This window comes from Commensalibacter sp. B14384M2 (assembly GCF_016101865.1).
Lineage (GTDB): Bacteria > Pseudomonadota > Alphaproteobacteria > Acetobacterales > Acetobacteraceae > Commensalibacter > Commensalibacter melissae.
On record NZ_JACFPS010000001.1, the window covers coordinates 307,696 to 326,288 of the forward strand.

The following is an 18,593-nucleotide window of genomic DNA, read 5'->3' on the forward strand; positions in this document are numbered from 1 at the left end:
TATGATAATCCATTTTCAATATGTTAAAAATATCATTTTACGGCAAATAAAACACTAAAAATATCAGAATATAATTTTATTTACCTTGTTTTTGTTAGATTAGTTACAGTAATAACATTCTCTTTTAAAAAAACCTGTGCAGATTTATTGTTAAAAGCCTCTGGAATTTCTTCCGCTGTCATGTAATATCCGTCAATAGCCAATAGTTCTGCTGCCATATGACTGGTGAATATTCTGGCATTGGGTTGTCCACTTATACCGGCAATAGCGCGTCCCCGCAGGGCGCCGTAAACATGAATGGATCCACCGGCGCTAATTTCCGCTCCCGATGCAACAGAATTAACAACAATTATATCCCCTTCCGGAAAAAAAATGCTTTGTCCTGATCGAATGGGATTATCAGTAATATAGCAAGGAACGGATTGATTTTTAGCTGGAGAATCGATCGGGGGATTTAAATTGTCGATATTCTTTCCTCCTGTAAGAATGAAATTTTTAGGCCAGTCCTTTAATGCAGAAGGATTGGATGGCAATCCTTCCATACTGATAATCTGAATATTTCTGCCTAAAAGTTCATGATAAAGTTTTTCCAATCCTTCTTCATCGCCTGTCAAGAGTTCAAGATTGAGAATAACAGGTTTGCCATAGAAAAATTGTGAAGAACGTTTAATTTGTTCGTCCAGGCTTTGTAACCAATTTACAAGAGGGGCTTTTGGTGAAAGAACCAGTGCCAAAAACGAACGGCCTCGGATCCGTAAGGGGGGCAGTGAATGCGAAGAATGATGCACCACGAGTGTATTTCCTGTTTGACAGATCAATAAATTAATGACGTCTAAATTATTACGTTTTGATAAAGTTGAAAAATAAAATAATAATATACGAAAAAATAAATATCTTGTAATTTTTTAAAAGATGAATTTAAGCCTTTATAATTGATTAAAAGTTAAGCTATATGATTAAACTGTAGTGATAAACTGATTTTAAAATATTTTCAGTAAAAAAACATATTATGTTACACTAAAGAGATTTTGTGGAATAATGGCAAGACTTTATGCGAATATTGTATCATCTTCCCCTTTGTCCTTTCAGTCGTAAAATTCGATTGATAATGGCAGAAAAACGATTATCTTTTGAATTGATGACCGAAGCTGTATGGAAAAAACGGGATGAATTCCTGTCGATGAATCCTGCTGGTACCGTTCCTGTCCTGGTAGAAGAAACGGGTCTGGCTATTTGTGATTCCTATGCGATCAGCGAATATTTGGAAGAAGCCTATCCTGACACGTTATTAATGGGTCGCACTTTAGCGGAAAGAGTGGAGGTGCGACGATTGGTTGCCTGGTTTGATGACAAATTCAATCGAGAAATCACTCGAAATTTACTGTTTGAGAAAATGTTCAAACGTCTTTTTGGAAATAGCAATCCCAATGCTCAAGCATTGAGAGAAGGCTACCAGAATATAAAATTTCATCTTGATTATATTGCCTATCTAGCTGAAAACAGGGTTTGGCTGGCAGGAAATAATTTGTCAATTGCTGATTTTGCCGCTGCAGCCCATCTTTCCAGCTTGGATTATATTGGTGATATTAACTGGGATAAATATCCAATGGTAAAGGATTGGTATGTTCGGATAAAATCCCGCCCCAGTTTTCGTGCCTTGTTAAATGATCGGGTAAGTGGTGTAGTCCCTCCCAAATATTATGCCGATTTAGATTTTTAATGAAATTTTAGCCGGAATGGAAAATAAACCAGTCATATTGCAAGTTCTACCAGCATTGGGTACAGGTGGGGTAGAGCGGGGAACTGTGGATATGGCAAAGGCAATCATACAGGCGGGTGGCATTGCAATTGTAGCCAGTGAAGATGGAATATGGCAGCATTATCTCGAAAAAATTGGGGCAATTTACATTCATTTACCGCTAAGCTCAAAAAATCCGTGGATAATCTGGAAAAATCATTATGCGTTAATTAAGATTATCCAGTATTATAAAGTGGATATTGTTCATGCACGTTCAAGAGCGCCGGCATGGTCCGCATGGTTGGCAGCAAAAAAATGTCATATCCGTTTTGTTACAACCTGGCACGGAGTTTTTCAGGCCAAATGGTTCGGAAAACGTTGGTACAACCAGGTAATGACCAAAGGGGAAAAGGTGATAGCGATCAGTCATTATATTGCTAATCATTTACAACAAGAATATCATGTCAACCAGCAAAAACTATGTATCATTCCACGCGGGGTTGATCTAACTATTTTTGATCCGAGTTTGCCGTTAGGTAACCGAATAAGTTCATTGGCACAGAGTTGGGGAATTTCTGAAGAGCAAAAGATCCTGTTATTGCCGGGAAGAATTACGGAGTGGAAGGGACATAAATTATTATTGCAGGCTTTTGCTGAATTAAAATTCAATCATCCGAACTGGATCTGCATTTTTGTCGGTCCCGCCAAAGAAAAAGATCATTTTTTAAAAGAGTTGCTTGCCTTAGCCGATTATCTAAAAATAAAAAATTCGATTTATTTTGTGGGAAATAGCCAGGATATGCCTGCGGTCTATGCACTGGCAAATATCGTTGTAGTACCTTCCCTTAAACCTGAACCTTTTGGACGTGTCGTAATTGAGGCCCAGGCTATGGAGAAACCTGTGGTTGTTTCCAATCATGGTGGGGCGGCAGAAACAGTTGAAGAAAATGTTACAGGTTACCTTTTTAAACCCGGCAGTGTTAATAATTTGGTATTTGTTTTGGATCAGTTGATGGAAAAAACAGATGCAGATTTAAATTGGATCGGTCGGCTTGCCCGGGAAGCAGTTCAAAAAAAATATACTTTACAACAGATGCAATGCAAAACCCTTTCTGTTTATAACGAGATATTACCTGCTGAAAACAAATTAAAGATCAATGATGTCAGTTAAAAGAATCTTGATTATACGTTTGGGTGCTTTGGGGGATTTTATCCAAAGTTTTTACCCGTTTGCGGCCATTCGTCAGTATTATCCCAATGCAGAGATCACCTTGTTAACATCTGCACCATTTGTTGATCTGGCCAAAAGATCACCTTGGTTTGATCGTGTTATTGTTGATGATAAACCTTCCTGGTTCAATATTGCGGGATTGATTAGGCTAGTGAAAAAACTACGGGGATATGATTATATCTTTGATTTACAAACTTCTCGTCGATCGACACGTTACTTTTGGTTTACAGGGCAGAAACAAGGCTCGGCGATTGCAAAAACAGCATCGCATAGACATGACAATGAGGAGCGCAATCGCTTGCATACATTTGATCGCCAGAAAGATCAGCTAAGCAAGGTTGGTATAACCGATTATCCCGAGCTTGATTTATCCTGGTTTTTATCCGAAATGATTGATTTTTCCATGGATCGACCCTATGTTGTATTAGTTCCTGGTTGCTCGGCACGACGTATGGAGAAAAGATGGCCTATTCAGTATTATGGTGAGATTGCGAATATGTGTCTTGAAAAAGGACTGGTCCCCATAATTGCTGGAGGAAAAGAAGAGAAAGAGATTTCCCGACAGATTTTGCAATTATGTCCGAAGGCAATGAACTTGATTGGTAAAACAAGTTTGTTTCAGTTGGGGCACTTAATGAAAAATGCACAATTTTCGCTCGGAAATGATACAGGACCAATGCATATTGCCGCATTGGTGGGGGGGTGTTCTGTTGTTTTGTTCTCATCATCAAGTAATCCTGCGCTGACCGCACCACGTGGAAAACATGTCAAAATATTGTATGAGGCGGATTTAAGAAATCTTTCCGTAAAAAAGGTTGCACAAGAATTGAACTGGGTTCATTAAAGTTTATTATTAGGTTTATTATAGCGTTCTGGAGTTTTAAGTATGCCATCTATTACCTTGCCTGATGGATCTGTTCGTGAATATGAAGGATCGGTTACGGGTTTAAGTATTGCACAATCTATTGGAGCAGGTTTGGCCCGTGCAGCTTTAGCAATGGAGCTGAATGGCAAATTAGTCGATCTATTAACTGAAATATATGAAGATTCGTCAGTAAAATTCATTACAAAAAAAGATGCGGCGGCGTTAGAGTTAATCCGTCATGATGCTGCACATGTACTTGCCCAGGCAGTACAGGAACTATATCCGGGAACCCAGGTTACTATTGGTCCAGCTATTGAGGACGGTTTTTATTATGATTTTGCCCGTGAAGAACCTTTCAAGCCAGAGGATCTTGGTAAAATTGAACAGAAAATGCATGAGATTATTGCGCGTAATGAACCTTTTGTCAGAGAGGTCCTGCCTCGGCAGAAAGCAATTGAATATTTTGAAACCAATGGGGAGCATTATAAAGCCCAGCTCATTCGGGATTTGCCAGAAACAGAAACGATCACAGTTTATAGACAGGGGGAATGGCTTGACCTTTGCCGTGGACCGCATTTAAGAACGACCGGGGATGTCGGTAAAGCTTTTAAACTGATGAAGGTTGCTGGTGCATATTGGCGTGGGGATTCAAAAAATGCCATGCTGTCACGTATATATGGAACGGCATGGCGTGATCAAAAAGAGCTTGATGCCTATCTGACGCAATTGGAAGAGGCGACAAAACGCGATCACAGACGGATTGGAAAAGAGATGGATCTTTTCCATCTGCAGGATGAAGCCGTAGGTTCCGTATTCTGGCATCCCAAAGGATGGCAAATTTATACCGAATTACAGGCTTATATGCAGCGTGTCCAACGTCGTTATGGATATGAGGAGGTGCGAACCCCCCAACTTGTTGACCGTTCATTATGGGAGGCATCAGGGCATTGGGACAAATTCAAGGAAAATATGTTTATTGCTTCCGTTGAGGATGAAGATCGCATATACGCTTTGAAACCCATGAACTGTCCATGTCATATCCAAATATTCAATCATACATTGCGTTCCTATCGTGAGCTTCCCCTTCGGATGGCGGAATTTGGAGCCTGTCACCGTTACGAACCTTCTGGAGCACTACATGGGATTATGCGTGTTCGGTCATTTGTTCAGGATGATGCACATATTTTTTGTACAGAAGATCAAATTACTTCTGAAACAGCCTTGTTTGTCCAAATGTTGTCAGAAGTATACAAAGATCTTGGTTTCGAGAGTTTCCGCATCAAATTTTCTGATCGTCCAGAAAAAAGAGCGGGAGATGATGCGATTTGGGATCGTGCTGAAAATAGCTTGAAGGAAGCCTGTAAACAGGTTGGTGTAGAATTTGAGCTTAATAAAGGGGAAGGCGCTTTTTATGGTCCCAAACTGGAATTTGTTTTACGTGATGCGATAGGAAGGGATTGGCAATGTGGCACGTTGCAAGTTGACTATGTTCTGCCAGAACGGCTTAAGACGGCTTATATTGGAGAAGATAGCGCAAGACATCGCCCAGTTATGCTTCATCGGGCAATTTTAGGATCATTTGAACGGTTTATTGGTATTTTGATAGAACAATATGCAGGTCATTTCCCTTTGTGGCTGGCACCTGTCCAAGTAGTTGTGGCAACGATTGTAAATGATGTGGAGAATTATGCCCGAGAAGTCGTTGCCCTGCTGAAAGCCCAGGGAATTCGTGTGGAATTGGATGATAGAAACGAAAAGATCAATGCAAAGATTCGTGAACATAGTCTGCAACATGTTCCTGTCATTTTGGTTATTGGGCGCAAGGAGGCGGAAGAACGTCATTTGGCGGTACGTCGATTGGGTGGAAAATCACAAGAGATCATGGCTTTGAATGAAGCCATGGATCAACTGTCTCGAGAGGCATCACCGCCAGATAAAGGGCGTGTTCCCTTTGCGCAGCGAAAGGCTAAATTTTATTGTGAAGACTAGATAGTTTTTTTAAAATCTATTATAGTATTTTAAGAAGTTGTTTATTATTAAATCTAGGAAATGGGTTATTTACAAGATTGATTTTTTTGATAAGTTCAATTTCTAATTTTTAAGTAAGTAATCCCCTTTCAATGATTTTTTTATAGAAGGAGCTTAACCATAGTAAAAACATCGATAACCCCTGCGACTAATCGTGAAGGGCCCTTGGTTGATGATGAGATCCGTGCTGCACAGGTTCGCCTGGTTGGTGCTGATGGTGAAATGTTAGGTATTGTGCCAACACGTGAAGCTTTGAAAATGGCTTATGCTGTTGGACTGAATTTATTGGAAGTCAGTCCAAATGCTGATCCGCCAGTAGCGAAAATTGTTGATTACGGCAAATTCAAATATGAACAGCAGAAAAAAAAGAATGAGGCACGTAAAAAACAAAAAGTCATTGATATTAAGGAAATCAAGGTAAGACCCAATATTGATGAAAATGACTATCAGGTAAAACTAAACGCGGCAAAGCGTTTTATTGCTGGTGGTGACAAGGTTAAAATCACGTTACGTTTCCGTGGACGTGAAATGGCCCATCAAGAACTGGGTGTTCAACTGTTGGATCGATTCCGTGTTGATATGGAAGATGTTGCAAAGCCAGAACAAACTTCCAAGATCGAAAATCGTCAAATGATTATGGTTTTAGTAGCCCGTTGATGTGATAAAATATTAAATGAAGTTCAATAAAGGTATGTAAAATTTACATACCTTTTTTTACAATGATATTTATTTTTGAAAAATTATAATTTTATTCAAGAAATAGTAAATTTAAGTTAACTAAAAGGATGGGGTTCATGAATGCTCAATCTCGCTGTACGGGTTTCTGTCAAAGAATTGAAGAGGGGGTATTTGTGGGATGGGCAATTAATGTCGTTAAACCTGAAAAACCTACAATTGTTTCTGCTTTTATCGATGATGTAAAGATTGCTGAAATTAAATGCGATATTGAAAATAAAGCTATCCAGCAAAAGTTGAATTTCTTTCGCAGCAATATTGGTTTTCAATTTTCCATACCAGAAAGATACAGGGATAATAAGAACCATAAGCTATCATTTCAATTTATTGATGAAACATCTTTTATAATTTCTGATTCAAAACAGAATAATAAGCAAGTATCCTATGTATATTTTCAATTATTAAGAAATAACGATTCTGTAGGATATGAATCTTTTATTGATGGATGGAAGAATGGTTCAATTGTTGGATGGGTTTTGAAAAAGGATTTGAAAACAGGAGAATATACAGGAAACTGTTCAATTCTTGTTGTCATGAATGGGATTGAATTACAAACGGTTCAGGCCAATAGATATCGTCCTGATGTGGCAAGTGCTTATAATAGTGAGCCAAGATGTGGTTTTGCGGTTGTTATACCCAAAGTGCTTCGAAAACGTTTTAAGGCGGAATTTCGCGTGTATGTAATGCCTGATTATATAGAAGTGAAAAACAGTCCCTATCAAACAAGCCTTGTTGATGATTTGTTGGAACAAAAATTATTAATAATGAATCAGCATATAGATAGTATATATAATGAAATTAATTCCCTAAAAAGTGAAATTAAAAATTTAATCGCTTATCCGGAATATGTAATTGATGAATATCATCTATGGGCACAAAAATATTTCTCGAGTTTACCAAAATTACTTGATAAAAAAAGACAAAATTTGAAAGATTTAAAGATAAAACTTAAATCTTCCAAAATTTCAATTATATGTCCTGTTTACAAACCTGATTTATCTCATTTTAGGGAGGCTGTTGATTCTGTTTTATGTCAAACTTATAAAAATTGGGAATTGATTTTGATTTATGATGGAGGAGAATCAGCATCAATTCAGAGAGAAATTAAAAAATATGTTTTGCTTGATAACAGGATCAAGGCAATTACACTGACATGTAATAGGGGTATTTCCGAAGCGACTAACGAAGGATTGAAACAGGTAAAAGGTCAATGGATTGCTTTTTTTGATCATGATGACCTGCTGGTTCCTGAAGCATTGGAAATGATGATAATGGAAGCGCAGTGTCATAATGCCTATTTTGTTTATTCAGATGAGGATAAGCTTGATAACAATGGTGAATTTACCGAACCTAATTTAAAACCTGATTTTAATTACCGTTATTTGTTAGGGTGTAATTATATTTGTCATTTTGTCATGATTCATGTTGATTATGTTAGAAAAGTTGGTTTTCTGTCATCGCAATATAATGGTGCACAGGATCATGATTTTATTTTGCGATTGACAGAATATTTAAAATCATCGCAAATTCATCATGTTCAGGAGATTTTGTATCACTGGCGTATTACTCCGAATTCAACAGCGGAAACAACCGCCAATAAACAATATGCGGTAAAGGCAGGTATAGCCTGTGTAAGTGATCATTTGAAACGTACGGGTCAAGAAACTATGGTAAGCTCAATAGAGAATGCTACGATGTATAAGGTTGCATGGAATAAGATACCGCAATCAACTGTTACAATTATTATCCCTTTCAAAGATCAGATTGAAATTACCAAAAAATGCGTTGACCGTATTTTGGACCGAACCAATTATAGCCACTATAATATATTATTGGTTGATAATGGGTCAAAAAAACCAGAAACTCTGGAGTTTATAAAAAACTATTCACGAAAAAAGACTGTGAATTTTTTAACAGTACAAGAAGAATTTAATTTTTCACGTTTGAATAACCTGGCTGCTCAAAAAATAAAATCCGATTTTTATTTATTCTTAAATAATGATGTATTTATCGAAAATGAAGATTGGCTGGAAATCATGTTGAATGAGGCGGAATTTGCTGATGATATTGCAATTGTGGGAGCCAAACTGTTATATCCGAATGGAAGAATACAACATGGAGGCATTATTGTTGGTCCTGGGGAAATTGCCCAACATATGAATAGGGGGATGATCAAGAATGATTTTGGTTATATCGGACGTTCTGTATTATCACAGGAATTGACTGCAGTAACAGCGGCCATGATGTTGGTAAAGGCATCAGTTTTTCATGAGGTAGATGGATTTGATGAAATTAATTTAAAAATTGCATATAACGATGTCGATCTATGTTTGAAAGTAAGAGAGGCAGGTTATCGAATTATTATGTGCATGGATGTGATTGCCATTCATCATGAAAGCTATTCAAGAGGTAGTGATGATAGACCTGAACACCAAGAACGTTTCACATATGAAATAGAATTTATGGAAAAAAAATGGGGTGAAAAGGCGGTTTATAAAAATGATTCAGCCTATTCACCTCATTTTAAAGTCAAGCCCCAGCTGTTTTATGAATTAACAGACCCAGTTAAAATCTAATATAACTATTTTTCAATTTGGCTAAAATCAGCAATAAGGTTAGCCACATTATCAATTTGATTGAGAAGTTTAAGTCGATTATGACGAATGGTTTCATTTGGATCATTAATAATAGTTTTATCAAAAAAGATGTCCAGTTCAGAGCGTAAGGAAGCTATAGTATTCATTGCAAATTCAAACTTCTTATGATCAAGTGCTGATTCAATCATTTGTGTAGCTTGCTTTAAATGACTGTACAGATTTGTTTCTTCATCAGTATGGAAAAGAGACGGATCGGGTTCACCGTGATGAGGGCCGTCTTTCTTGTTTTCAATTCTGAGAATGTTGCTTGCTCTTTTGACAGCGGCCAGAAGATCTTTTCCTTCGGATGATTCAAGAATTTGATTTATGGCATTAACTTTTTTAAGAAGTTCGGAAATATCAGTTAAATGATTTTTTTGTGAAACTGCTGATAAAATATCATATCGTAAACCCTCACTTCGTAACTGAATAATAAGTCGTTCATTCATGAAATTTGCCAAAAATTTCAGATCTGAAGCTTGTTGTAAATCTTTCGGAAGTGTTGAAATGGAGAATTCAAATACTTTTTCTAAATCAAGAGAGAGATTGTTTTCACGGATGATTCTGATAATCCCCAAGGCAGCCCGTCTTAATGCAAAAGGATCACCAGATCCTTTGGGTTTTTCACCTATGGCAAAAAATGCGGTTAGCAAATCGATTTTATCCGCGAGTGCAACGATAACAGAGCATGGTTCAGTGGGGGTCTGGTCTTTTGGACCACAAGGTTTGTAATGTTCCTTGATTGCAAGCGCTACGGCAGGATTTTCGTTATCATGTTGAGCATAATATCCCCCCATAATACCTTGGAGTTCCGGGAATTCACCAACCATTCCTGTTGCAAGATCAGCCTTGCAAAGTAAAGCAGCACGTTGTGCATGAACCACATCGGCGCAAAGTTCGTTTGCAAGAAAGCCTGCAACTTTGACAATACGTTGCACACGTTCGTATTGGCTGCCGAGTCTGGCATGAAAAATAACATCATTTAATGAGTTGTTATATGATACAAGTTGTGTTTTACGGTCCTGTTCCCAAAAATAACGGGCATCGGCAAAACGTGCCCTCAAAACACGCTCATTTCCGGCAATGATTAAGGAACCATCATCGTCTGGTCTAATATTCGCTATAAAAATAAAACGTGCTGCTGGTGAGCCATCTTGATTTTTCAGTGTGAAATAACGTTGATTCACTCGCATTGAAACTTGCATTACTTCTTGTGGCAAATCCATGAAAATGGAATCAATTTTACCCATATACGCGACGGGCCATTCAACAAGTCCCGTAACTTCGTTCAAAAGTCCTTCATCAGAAACGAGTTGAAGTTTATTATTTTCTGCAAGCTTGGATATGTCTGCAAGAATTTTTACACGACGCTGTTCAGAGTCGGCAATAACATAATGGGAAAACAGTGTTTCCTGCCATTGTTTTGTATTGCGGATGGTAAAGGGGGAAGGAGAAAGAAAACGATGGCCTTCAGTGATTTGATCGCTGGATAATCCATGCGCATCATCATTTTCTTTTGCCAAGGTAAAAGGAACAACCTCACCATTTAGAATACAGGTGATGCGATGCAATGGGCGAACCCATGTAAATTGGCTGCCATTTCCCCAACGCTGTGATTTAGGCCAGGGGAATTGCCATAAAAGTTGCGGAATTTTTTCCTGAATAAATTGGCTAGCCGATTGCTCAGGCTTAATTTTTTTCAAAACCCAAAAACCGTTCTCTTCAATCAAATCTTTTTTTTGAGCCGCATGTTTGCGTAAAAAACCCTCTAACGCTTTTTCAGGGGCTGTAATTCGTGGTCCTCTTTCCTCCAGCTCTTGTGCCGGGATGGTAGCGTCAATCTGCATAGAAACAGCGATACGTCTTGGTGTGGAGAATGTTTTAGCATCACTGGGATTAAGATTGATCAGCGCATTATTCAGTAAACGGTTAAGATTTTCCATGGCTTGCTTTTGCATGCGTGCGGGAATTTCTTCCGATAACAGTTCAATAAACAATTCCGACATATTATTTTTCCTCTGCCAGCCAAGTTTCACAACATTGTTTTGCCAAATTACGAATGCGACCAATATAGGAAGCGCGTTCATTCACGCTGATGACACCACGGGCATCAAGCAGGTTGAATAAGTGGCTTGCTTTCAAACACTGATCGTAGGCTGGCTGAGCAAGTTTCTGTTGGACCAACGCATTGGATTCTTTTTCTGCATCCTTGAAATGATTGAATAAAAGAGTCGTGTCTGCACATTCAAAATTGTAACGGGAATAATCTTTTTCAGCCCTGAGAAAAACCTCTCCATAGGTCAGCCCGTGATCATTGAAGGCCAAATCATAGACATTCTCAACGCCCTGAATATACATGGCTAATCGTTCAAGGCCGTATGTAAGTTCAGTTGAAGGAATAGAGGTTGTTATCCCGCCAACCTGCTGGAAATAGGTGAATTGAGTGACCTCCATACCGTCACACCAAACCTCCCATCCAAGTCCCCACGCGCCAATTGTGGGATTTTCCCAGTCATCTTCAACAAAACGAATATCGTGCTCTTTTGGATTGATACCGATGGCTTTATAACTTTCAAGCAATAGCTCCTGACTATTCTCAGGGGATGGCTTCAGTAGAACCTGATATTGATAATAATGTTGTAAACGGTTGGGGTTTTCACCATATCGTCCATCTGTTGGACGCCGACAGGGTTGAACATAGGCCGCTTTCCAAGGTTTGTCGCCCAACGCTCGTAATGTCGTGTGTGGTGATAATGTTCCCGCGCCGATTTCAAGATCATAAGGTTGTAATAATGCACAACCTTGAGAATTCCAGAATTCATGTAACTTTAAGATCAGTCCCTGGAATGATAACGTTTTTTTTGTTGAAGCTGGTTGAAAGGGTGTATGCGATGGCATGAATTATATAATTCCAAAAGAATGCAAAAATAACGAATAATAAGTGTTAATTATTTTTTAGTCTATCGATGGTTACGAATAAGATTAAATAAATAATACGATCTTGATGATATGACAAGAAAAGTGAATCATCTTCAAAAATTTGTCTTATAATTAAAATACAAAGAGAAATCCAAAGATAATTTTAAAGGTTAATCAAAGATGAATAATGACGAACAGCAATTGATCAATCAATTTTTTGAACGTGTCAGTGGGAAAAAAACAGCTTCTCCAAATACGGTTGGAACAGCCAGTCCGTTACCCCCTATTGATTCTGAAGCCAATCAACTGATTAACAGTAATTTGCAGAAATATCCTGAAGCGGGTTATCGTATGACACAAATGGCCATTGTTCAGGAAGCCGCCTTGGTTGAATCTCAGAATCGTATTCGTCAGCTGGAATGGCAATTACAGCAGATGCAACAACAGATTCAACAGCTGAAACAGGCTCAGGCCCAATCAAGCCAACCTCGTTCAGGAGGATTTCTGGGAGGGCTTTTTGGTGGCGGAAACCGGTCGCAAACTCAAATGTCGCCTCAATCCCAACAAATGCCGCCAGGGTGGGGAGGAAATCCTAATCGGCCACAACCACAGCCAAATCAGTCTATGAATACACCTTATGGACAGCAACAACCTCCGGCTGTAAATTATCCCCCAGGTTATCAACGAGGAATGTTTAATCGGGGTGGAAATGGATTTTTAGGCAGTGCATTGTCGACGGCAGCTGGTGTTGCCGGGGGTATGATGGCTTATAATGCGTTGAGTGGATTGTTTGGTGGCCATCATGCAGTTAATGGTGCTGCACCAATGCCTGCTGCAGATCCGAATGATCCGTTTGCAGGAACAGCAGCTGGCAGTGATCCCTTTACGGGTGAGGGTACCGCAGTTGATCCGAATTTTGATGCTGGTAACAATTCTGGTGCCGGATTTGATAATTATGCTGATGATGGTTTCAGTAATAGCGGAAATGATACAGATTGGGGTAATTCTGGAGATTCTGCTGATTGGGGCTCTGATGATGGTGGTGACTGGGGTGGTGATGATGGAGGCTGGGGAGACGATAGTTTCTAATATTAACTGATTTCATTGTCTAAATCATAAAAGGGTTAACCTTTCTTGCGAGATTGATCCTTTTAAAAATTAGGTGATAAAAGGCTTTTATTATTGAGGAAATTTAAAAAATCTTAGGTGAAAAAAGAACAAATCATTTTTTGTTATAAAGACAAATTTAAAGAGACAGGACAATGATCTGACAGATCGGCGTGCATCATATATTGTTTTTCTTTGTATACCAATACTTTTAACGTATTAGGAATAATGGATTCACTTAAGATGGGATCCAAAATAAATCCATCGAGAAAATAATTGCCTCCCCAGCATGGTGAAGCAAGTTGAGATGTTGGGATTGATAAACTAGATTCTGTTGACAAGGATTGAAAAAATTCATCATTAAATGACACTATACGGTTAAAATCTCCTAAAATAATGAAAGCCTGTTTGTCTTTTATTCTGTCTGCAATCCATTTTTGGATAATTATTTTCTGTTGATTCAAGATATTACATGCTTTTTGTTGGGAATAAAGAGATCTTTCAGGGCAATGAGCCTTTAAATGTACAACCAGAATTCGAATATTTATGCGATGATCGTATAGGGTAAGATCAAGACCACTTCGTAAAATATGGGTTTTGTCATTCTTACTCAAAGCGGTAAGATCAGGGTTTTTTATAATATTGTAAGAAAGTTTTTTTCGAATGGCCAGGACAGGATGTTGGGCGATATTATCCTGAGTTATATAAAAATCATATTGGTCTTCAGGAAGGATTCGTCTTGCGGTTTCGACTGATCCCACTTCCTGTAAGGCAATTATATCGCTGTTCAATTTTCTTGCATATAAAGACAATCTTGTGAAATTCTTGGAGTATCTTGCTTGAATATCATTTGGTATTTCATATTTATCAAGATCTGATTTTGATAATAACCACTCTGTGTTCCAGGTGGTTATCTTGATTGTTCTGGCATGCAGCGTAAAAGATGCAAAAAAAGCAAACCAGCAGCTCAATACAGCAATAGTTTTCTTAAGCTTTGGTATTTTGGTTGATACGATTCTGCAGCATGGAAATAGCTTCATCGACGGTCATATCATTTCTTGTTTCTTCATCTAACACATAAATCTTACCTTTTGGGATATCATAATACCATCCTTGAAGAATAATTTCTTTTTTTGCCAAGGCACCAGCAACTGAAGGATGAGTTCTTAAATGTGCGAGTTGAAGCAGGACATTGTGTTCCGTTAAACTTTGGATGCTTTCGGGGCCGACATCAGTGGCAGAAAGTGCGTCCGTAATGGCATGGGCTGTTTCGGCATATTGCAACCATTTTCTTACGGCTGGCATTGAATTCAATTTTTCAGGATGTATAAGGGCACTCATCGCGCCACAATCAGAATGTCCACAAATAATAATTGTAGAAACCTTTAGGGCGGAAACTGCATATTCAACTGCGGATGTTACTCCTCCGAAGCTGTTACCATAAGCAGGTACAATATTGCCAATATTACGCAAGACAAATAAATTTCCGGGAGGTTGCTGGGTCAGGGATTCAGGACTTATTCGACTGTCTGCACAAGTTATGAAAAGTGTTTTAGGGGATTGTCCATTGGCAAGTTGACAATATAATTCTTTACGTTCCGGATAAATATCCGTTCGAAATTTCTTTACACCTTTTAAAATATCAAGGAGGGTTAGTTGAGGGTTGTTTTCCGACATATTGTGATCTTTCATTTCGGAATGAATTGAACAGCTAACTGTATGATATTATGTACAATTTTACGGCGAAAGTATGATCATGCAGGATAAATAACCAATAGTTATAATGAAAAAGCAGGTCATGATGAGCCTGCCTTGAATTCAGTATCATAAAGAATTGATATGGCTTTTTATTTTTTCAAAAATATCATTTGCCTTATTAATATCAGGTCCTCCAGCTTGCGCCATATCTGGTCTTCCACCACCACCTTTACCGCCCGCAATCGAACTCGCCATTCTAACCAAATCAATTGCATTTACAGTTTTGCTTAATTCAGCAGTTACGGCAACAACGATGGATGCTTTTTGACCAAAGGATGACAATACGACAGCTATTCCATTTTGAAGCTGTTTAACAAGACTTTCAGCCAAAGGTTTTAATTCTTTTGGCGGGATTTCACCAACATCACGGAAAATAAGTTCAATGCCATTGATTGTCTCAATGTCATTTTGCATGTCTTTGCCGATTGTCAATTGGTGCTGCAATTTGGATATTTGCTGTTTTAGCTCTTTTCTTTCGTTTAATAACAACTGCACTCTATCGGTAAGTTGTACAGAGGCAGTATTAAGAAGAGAGGCTATTTCATTTAATATATTTAAATTCTGTTTGAAATAATTTTCCGCGGCCAAACCGGCAACGGCTTCAATGCGTCTTATTCCGGCAGCCACCCCGCTTTCAGAAATTATATGAAATAAACCTATATCTCCGGTGCGATTGACATGGGTTCCACCGCAAAGTTCAATGGACCATGCCGTTTGTGGATTGGCAATATCATCTCCATTTCCCATTGAAACCACACGGACTTCCTCACCATATTTTTCATTGAACAATGCCATTGCACCAAGTCTATTAGCTTGTTCCGGCGTCATGATTTGCGTTCTGACCGGTAAATTTTTCCGGATTTGTGCATTAACCTTTGCTTCGACAATATCCAGTTCATTGCGTGTAATCGGTTTGGAGAGACTGAAATCAAATCTTAAGCGTTCTGCTGTATTCAGACTTCCTTTTTGGGTGACATGTGTCCCGAATTGTTCTCTCAATGCACGATGTAACAGATGGGTGGCAGAATGATGTGCCTGAATTGTCTGTCTGTAAGCAGTATCAATTTCAGCCGTTACCGTATCATTGATCTTAATCTGGCCTTTTTTTACAATTCCATGATGGAGGATCAGTTCGCCAAGTTTCTTCTGCGTATCTTTAATCTCGATAATACTGTTTTTATTGAAAATGATTCCCTGATCCCCAGCCTGACCACCACTTTCACCATAAAAGGGGGTCTGGTTTAACAAGATACTGATTTCTGTACCTTCTTCTGCTTGGTTTACCAATTGACCATCAATGATAATTGCCTGAATTTCAGCATCAGCCCTATTATTCTTGTATCCAAGAAATTCAGATGGTCCAAATTTATCCTTGAGTTCAAACCATATTGTTTCAGTTTCATTATCACCGGAACCAACCCATGCGGCTCTGGCTCGGTTACGTTGTTCGGCCATGGCTTTATCAAAGCCTTCGTGATCAACGGTCAATCCTTTTTCACGAAGCGCGTCAGCTGTTAAATCCAGAGGGAAACCATAAGTATCATACAGTTTGAAAGCAATATCACCAGGCAATTTACCATGTGACGGTAACTTGCCGCTTTCCTCATTCAAAAGGGAAAGACCTCGATCCAGCATTGATTTGAAACGTTGTTCTTCATTGTATAAGGTTTCAGAAATCAAAGTTTCATAATGTATCAGTTCAGGATAGGCGCTTCCCATTTCCTCGATTAATGCAGGTAAAAGCTTGTAAAATACCGGTTGTTGAGTGCCGATCATGTGTAAATGACGCATGGCTCTGCGCATAATACGACGTAATACATAACCACGTCCGTCTTTGGACGGTAAGACACCGTCAGCAATAAGGAAAGCCGAAGAGCGAAGATGATCTGCAACGACACGATGACTGACTTTATGGGGACCAAATGGATCTGTATTAGTAACTTCAGCAGATGCCCTGATTAAGACCTGAAAAGTATCAATATCAAAATTGTCTCTTTTCCCTTGCATAATTGCGGCAAATCGTTCCAATCCCATTCCTGTATCAATTGATGGACGGGGTAAGGGATTTCGTGTACCTGGTGGATTTTCAAAATACTGCATGAAAACCAAATTCCATATTTCTACGAAACGGTCTCCATCTTCGTCCTTAGATCCTGGGGGGCCTCCAAATACATCTTCGCCATGGTCATAGAAAATTTCTGAACATGGTCCACATGGGCCTGTATCTCCCATACGCCAGAAGTTATCTGAACTGTTAATACGGATAATACGGTCATCGGAAAAGCCAGCTATTTTTTTCCATAAATCAGCTGCTTCATTATCGTCCGAATAAACAGTGACAAGAAGTTTTTCCCTAGGTAATCCAAATTCGCCAGTGATTAGGTTCCATGCCAGATAGATTGCTTTTTCCTTAAAATAATCTCCGAAAGAGAAATTTCCGAGCATTTCAAAAAAAGTATGATGACGAGCGGTATATCCAACATTATCAAGATCATTGTGCTTGCCACCAGCCCGAACAACCTTTTGTGCAGTTGTGGCACGTGAATAGGGACGCTGTTCCTGTCCGGTAAACACATTTTTGAACTGTACCATTCCTGCATTTGTAAAAAGCAGAGTAGGGTCATTCTGGGGAACCAAAGATGAGGATGGTACAATTTGATGATCATTTTTAGAAAAATAATTCAAAAAGTGCGACCGTATTTCATTTGTGCTTGGCATTGTGGTGGACATGGTAGAATGAACAATCCTGATATGTTAAAATAATATTTTAAACGAACTGGATAAGAGTAATATGGAAATTAATCTAACCGTATATATTATTATTCAAAATGTTTTTTACAGTACAGCTATTTAAGCTTTTGTCATGAAAGTCAAGATTTAATGTTTGATAATGATAAAAATACGTATTCTTTATTTTCTGAAGGATTATTTGGTCGGTTACGACAGGATTGCCAGAAGGAATGGCAACAATTTATCCATCATCCCTTTGTCAAGGCACTGGGTAAAGGAAGTTTGCCGGTAGAGGAATTTAGAAAATATCTAGTTCAGGATTATTTATATCTTCTTGATTACAGTCGTGTTGAGGCCCTAGCGATTTATAAAAGTAATTCATTATGGGAAATGCAATATTTTTTATCATTATTGAAAGGGCTTATCGAAATAGAGCTTCCATTGCATTTATCATATTGCAAGCAATGGGGAATAGAAATTGACTTTATTGAAAATGAAAGGAAATCAATCGAACTTGTTGCATACAGTCAATATTTGCTTACAAAAAGTATGCAGGGTGATTTGTTAGATATTGTAATTCTAATATTACCATGTTTGATAGGGTACGGTGAAATCGGTTTGAATTTATTAAATGATCAAGAATTTGATAAAAGGGACCATCCGTATTTATCTTGGTTGGAAACGTACGGAAGTGATAGCTATTACAGTCTTATAAAGAAAAGTATTATGTTTCTGGATCAAATTGCTTTTCAGTATGGAGCGGAACAACGTTATCCAATGATTCTACGTAAGTTTAAGGATGTTGTTCAATTGGAAACTGCCTTTTGGAACGTTGGAAAAAAATAA

The 18,593-nt window shown here is 38.4% G+C and carries 14 protein-coding genes; 8 read left to right on the forward strand and 6 right to left on the reverse strand.

Annotated features, from left to right (window positions below):
• Positions 1 to 80: 80 nt before the first annotated feature.
• On the reverse strand, positions 81 to 788 hold the full coding sequence (minC, locus tag H3R33_RS01425; protein WP_198184585.1) for a septum site-determining protein MinC: 708 nt from the start codon (positions 786 to 788) through the stop codon (positions 81 to 83).
• A gap of 263 nt (positions 789 to 1,051) precedes the next feature.
• Here minC and H3R33_RS01430 point away from each other — a divergent pair, with 263 nt between their 5' ends.
• The 6 genes from H3R33_RS01430 to H3R33_RS01455 all read left to right on the forward strand — a co-directional run bounded on the left by H3R33_RS01430 (position 1,052) and on the right by H3R33_RS01455 (position 9,173).
• Complete coding sequence (locus H3R33_RS01430; protein WP_110438325.1) at positions 1,052 to 1,720, forward strand: glutathione S-transferase family protein; 669 nt, start codon at positions 1,052 to 1,054, stop codon at positions 1,718 to 1,720.
• A 16-nt stretch (positions 1,721 to 1,736) separates the two neighbouring features.
• Positions 1,737 to 2,909, forward strand: a complete 1,173-nt coding sequence (locus H3R33_RS01435) for a glycosyltransferase family 4 protein (RefSeq protein WP_198184586.1) — start codon at positions 1,737 to 1,739, stop codon at positions 2,907 to 2,909.
• The gene (locus H3R33_RS01440) at positions 2,899 to 3,813 is read left to right on the forward strand and encodes a glycosyltransferase family 9 protein (protein ID WP_232342102.1); all 915 of its coding nucleotides are present in this window, start codon (positions 2,899 to 2,901) and stop codon (positions 3,811 to 3,813) included. Before H3R33_RS01435 ends, H3R33_RS01440 begins: the two co-directional genes overlap by 11 nt.
• A gap of 42 nt (positions 3,814 to 3,855) precedes the next feature.
• Entirely contained in the window at positions 3,856 to 5,823 is a 1,968-nt protein-coding gene (gene thrS / locus H3R33_RS01445) for a threonine--tRNA ligase (RefSeq protein WP_198184588.1), read from the forward strand.
• A gap of 174 nt (positions 5,824 to 5,997) precedes the next feature.
• Positions 5,998 to 6,519, forward strand: coding sequence for a translation initiation factor IF-3 (gene infC / locus H3R33_RS01450; protein WP_110438321.1), 522 nt, complete (start codon positions 5,998 to 6,000; stop codon positions 6,517 to 6,519).
• Positions 6,520 to 6,656: 137 nt separating this feature from the next.
• Positions 6,657 to 9,173: a glycosyltransferase family 2 protein gene (locus tag H3R33_RS01455; protein WP_198184589.1), complete on the forward strand. Its 2,517-nt coding sequence runs from the start codon at positions 6,657 to 6,659 to the stop codon at positions 9,171 to 9,173.
• A 5-nt stretch (positions 9,174 to 9,178) separates the two neighbouring features.
• On the opposite strand, the gene glyS is transcribed toward H3R33_RS01455, so the two are convergent.
• Both glyS and H3R33_RS01465 read right to left on the reverse strand, forming a co-directional pair.
• Complete coding sequence (gene glyS / locus H3R33_RS01460; RefSeq protein ID WP_198184590.1) at positions 9,179 to 11,239, reverse strand: glycine--tRNA ligase subunit beta; 2,061 nt, start codon at positions 11,237 to 11,239, stop codon at positions 9,179 to 9,181.
• Position 11,240: 1 nt separating this feature from the next.
• Positions 11,241 to 12,131 carry a glycine--tRNA ligase subunit alpha gene (locus tag H3R33_RS01465; protein ID WP_110438318.1) on the reverse strand — a complete coding sequence of 297 codons (891 nt, stop codon included), beginning with the start codon at positions 12,129 to 12,131 and terminating at the stop codon, positions 11,241 to 11,243.
• Positions 12,132 to 12,332: 201 nt separating this feature from the next.
• On the opposite strand from H3R33_RS01465, the gene H3R33_RS01470 reads away from it, so the two are divergent.
• Positions 12,333 to 13,241 carry a DUF2076 domain-containing protein gene (locus H3R33_RS01470; RefSeq protein WP_198184591.1) on the forward strand — a complete coding sequence of 303 codons (909 nt, stop codon included), beginning with the start codon at positions 12,333 to 12,335 and terminating at the stop codon, positions 13,239 to 13,241.
• Positions 13,242 to 13,384: 143 nt separating this feature from the next.
• Here the strand turns inward: H3R33_RS01470 and H3R33_RS01475 are convergent, their stop codons facing one another.
• The 3 genes from H3R33_RS01475 to alaS form a co-directional block, all read right to left on the reverse strand.
• Positions 13,385 to 14,299 carry an endonuclease/exonuclease/phosphatase family protein gene (locus tag H3R33_RS01475; RefSeq protein ID WP_198184592.1) on the reverse strand — a complete coding sequence of 305 codons (915 nt, stop codon included), beginning with the start codon at positions 14,297 to 14,299 and terminating at the stop codon, positions 13,385 to 13,387.
• Complete coding sequence (locus H3R33_RS01480; protein ID WP_122123839.1) at positions 14,247 to 14,936, reverse strand: carbonic anhydrase; 690 nt, start codon at positions 14,934 to 14,936, stop codon at positions 14,247 to 14,249. Before H3R33_RS01480 ends, H3R33_RS01475 begins: the two co-directional genes overlap by 53 nt.
• 147 nt (positions 14,937 to 15,083) lie before the next feature.
• Positions 15,084 to 17,735, reverse strand: coding sequence for an alanine--tRNA ligase (alaS, locus tag H3R33_RS01485; RefSeq protein WP_198184707.1), 2,652 nt, complete (start codon positions 17,733 to 17,735; stop codon positions 15,084 to 15,086).
• 162 nt (positions 17,736 to 17,897) lie between these two features.
• Between alaS and tenA the strand changes: the two genes are divergently transcribed.
• A complete protein-coding gene (tenA, locus tag H3R33_RS01490) occupies positions 17,898 to 18,593 on the forward strand; it encodes a thiaminase II (RefSeq protein WP_198184593.1) in 696 nt (231 codons plus the stop codon).

Coding starts and splice junctions, on each gene's coding strand:
- H3R33_RS01430 (WP_110438325.1), top strand. CDS start 1,052: ATGCGAATATTGTATCATCTTCCCCTTTGTCCTTTCAGTCGTAAAATT.
- H3R33_RS01435 (WP_198184586.1), top strand. CDS start 1,737: ATGGAAAATAAACCAGTCATATTGCAAGTTCTACCAGCATTGGGTACA.
- H3R33_RS01440 (WP_232342102.1), top strand. CDS start 2,899: ATGTCAGTTAAAAGAATCTTGATTATACGTTTGGGTGCTTTGGGGGAT.
- thrS (WP_198184588.1), top strand. CDS start 3,856: ATGCCATCTATTACCTTGCCTGATGGATCTGTTCGTGAATATGAAGGA.
- H3R33_RS01455 (WP_198184589.1), top strand. CDS start 6,657: ATGAATGCTCAATCTCGCTGTACGGGTTTCTGTCAAAGAATTGAAGAG.
- glyS (WP_198184590.1), bottom strand. CDS start 11,239: ATGTCGGAATTGTTTATTGAACTGTTATCGGAAGAAATTCCCGCACGC.
- H3R33_RS01465 (WP_110438318.1), bottom strand. CDS start 12,131: ATGCCATCGCATACACCCTTTCAACCAGCTTCAACAAAAAAAACGTTA.
- H3R33_RS01470 (WP_198184591.1), top strand. CDS start 12,333: ATGAATAATGACGAACAGCAATTGATCAATCAATTTTTTGAACGTGTC.
- H3R33_RS01475 (WP_198184592.1), bottom strand. CDS start 14,299: ATGAAGCTATTTCCATGCTGCAGAATCGTATCAACCAAAATACCAAAG.
- H3R33_RS01480 (WP_122123839.1), bottom strand. CDS start 14,936: ATGTCGGAAAACAACCCTCAACTAACCCTCCTTGATATTTTAAAAGGT.
- alaS (WP_198184707.1), bottom strand. CDS start 17,735: ATGCCAAGCACAAATGAAATACGGTCGCACTTTTTGAATTATTTTTCT.
- tenA (WP_198184593.1), top strand. CDS start 17,898: ATGTTTGATAATGATAAAAATACGTATTCTTTATTTTCTGAAGGATTA.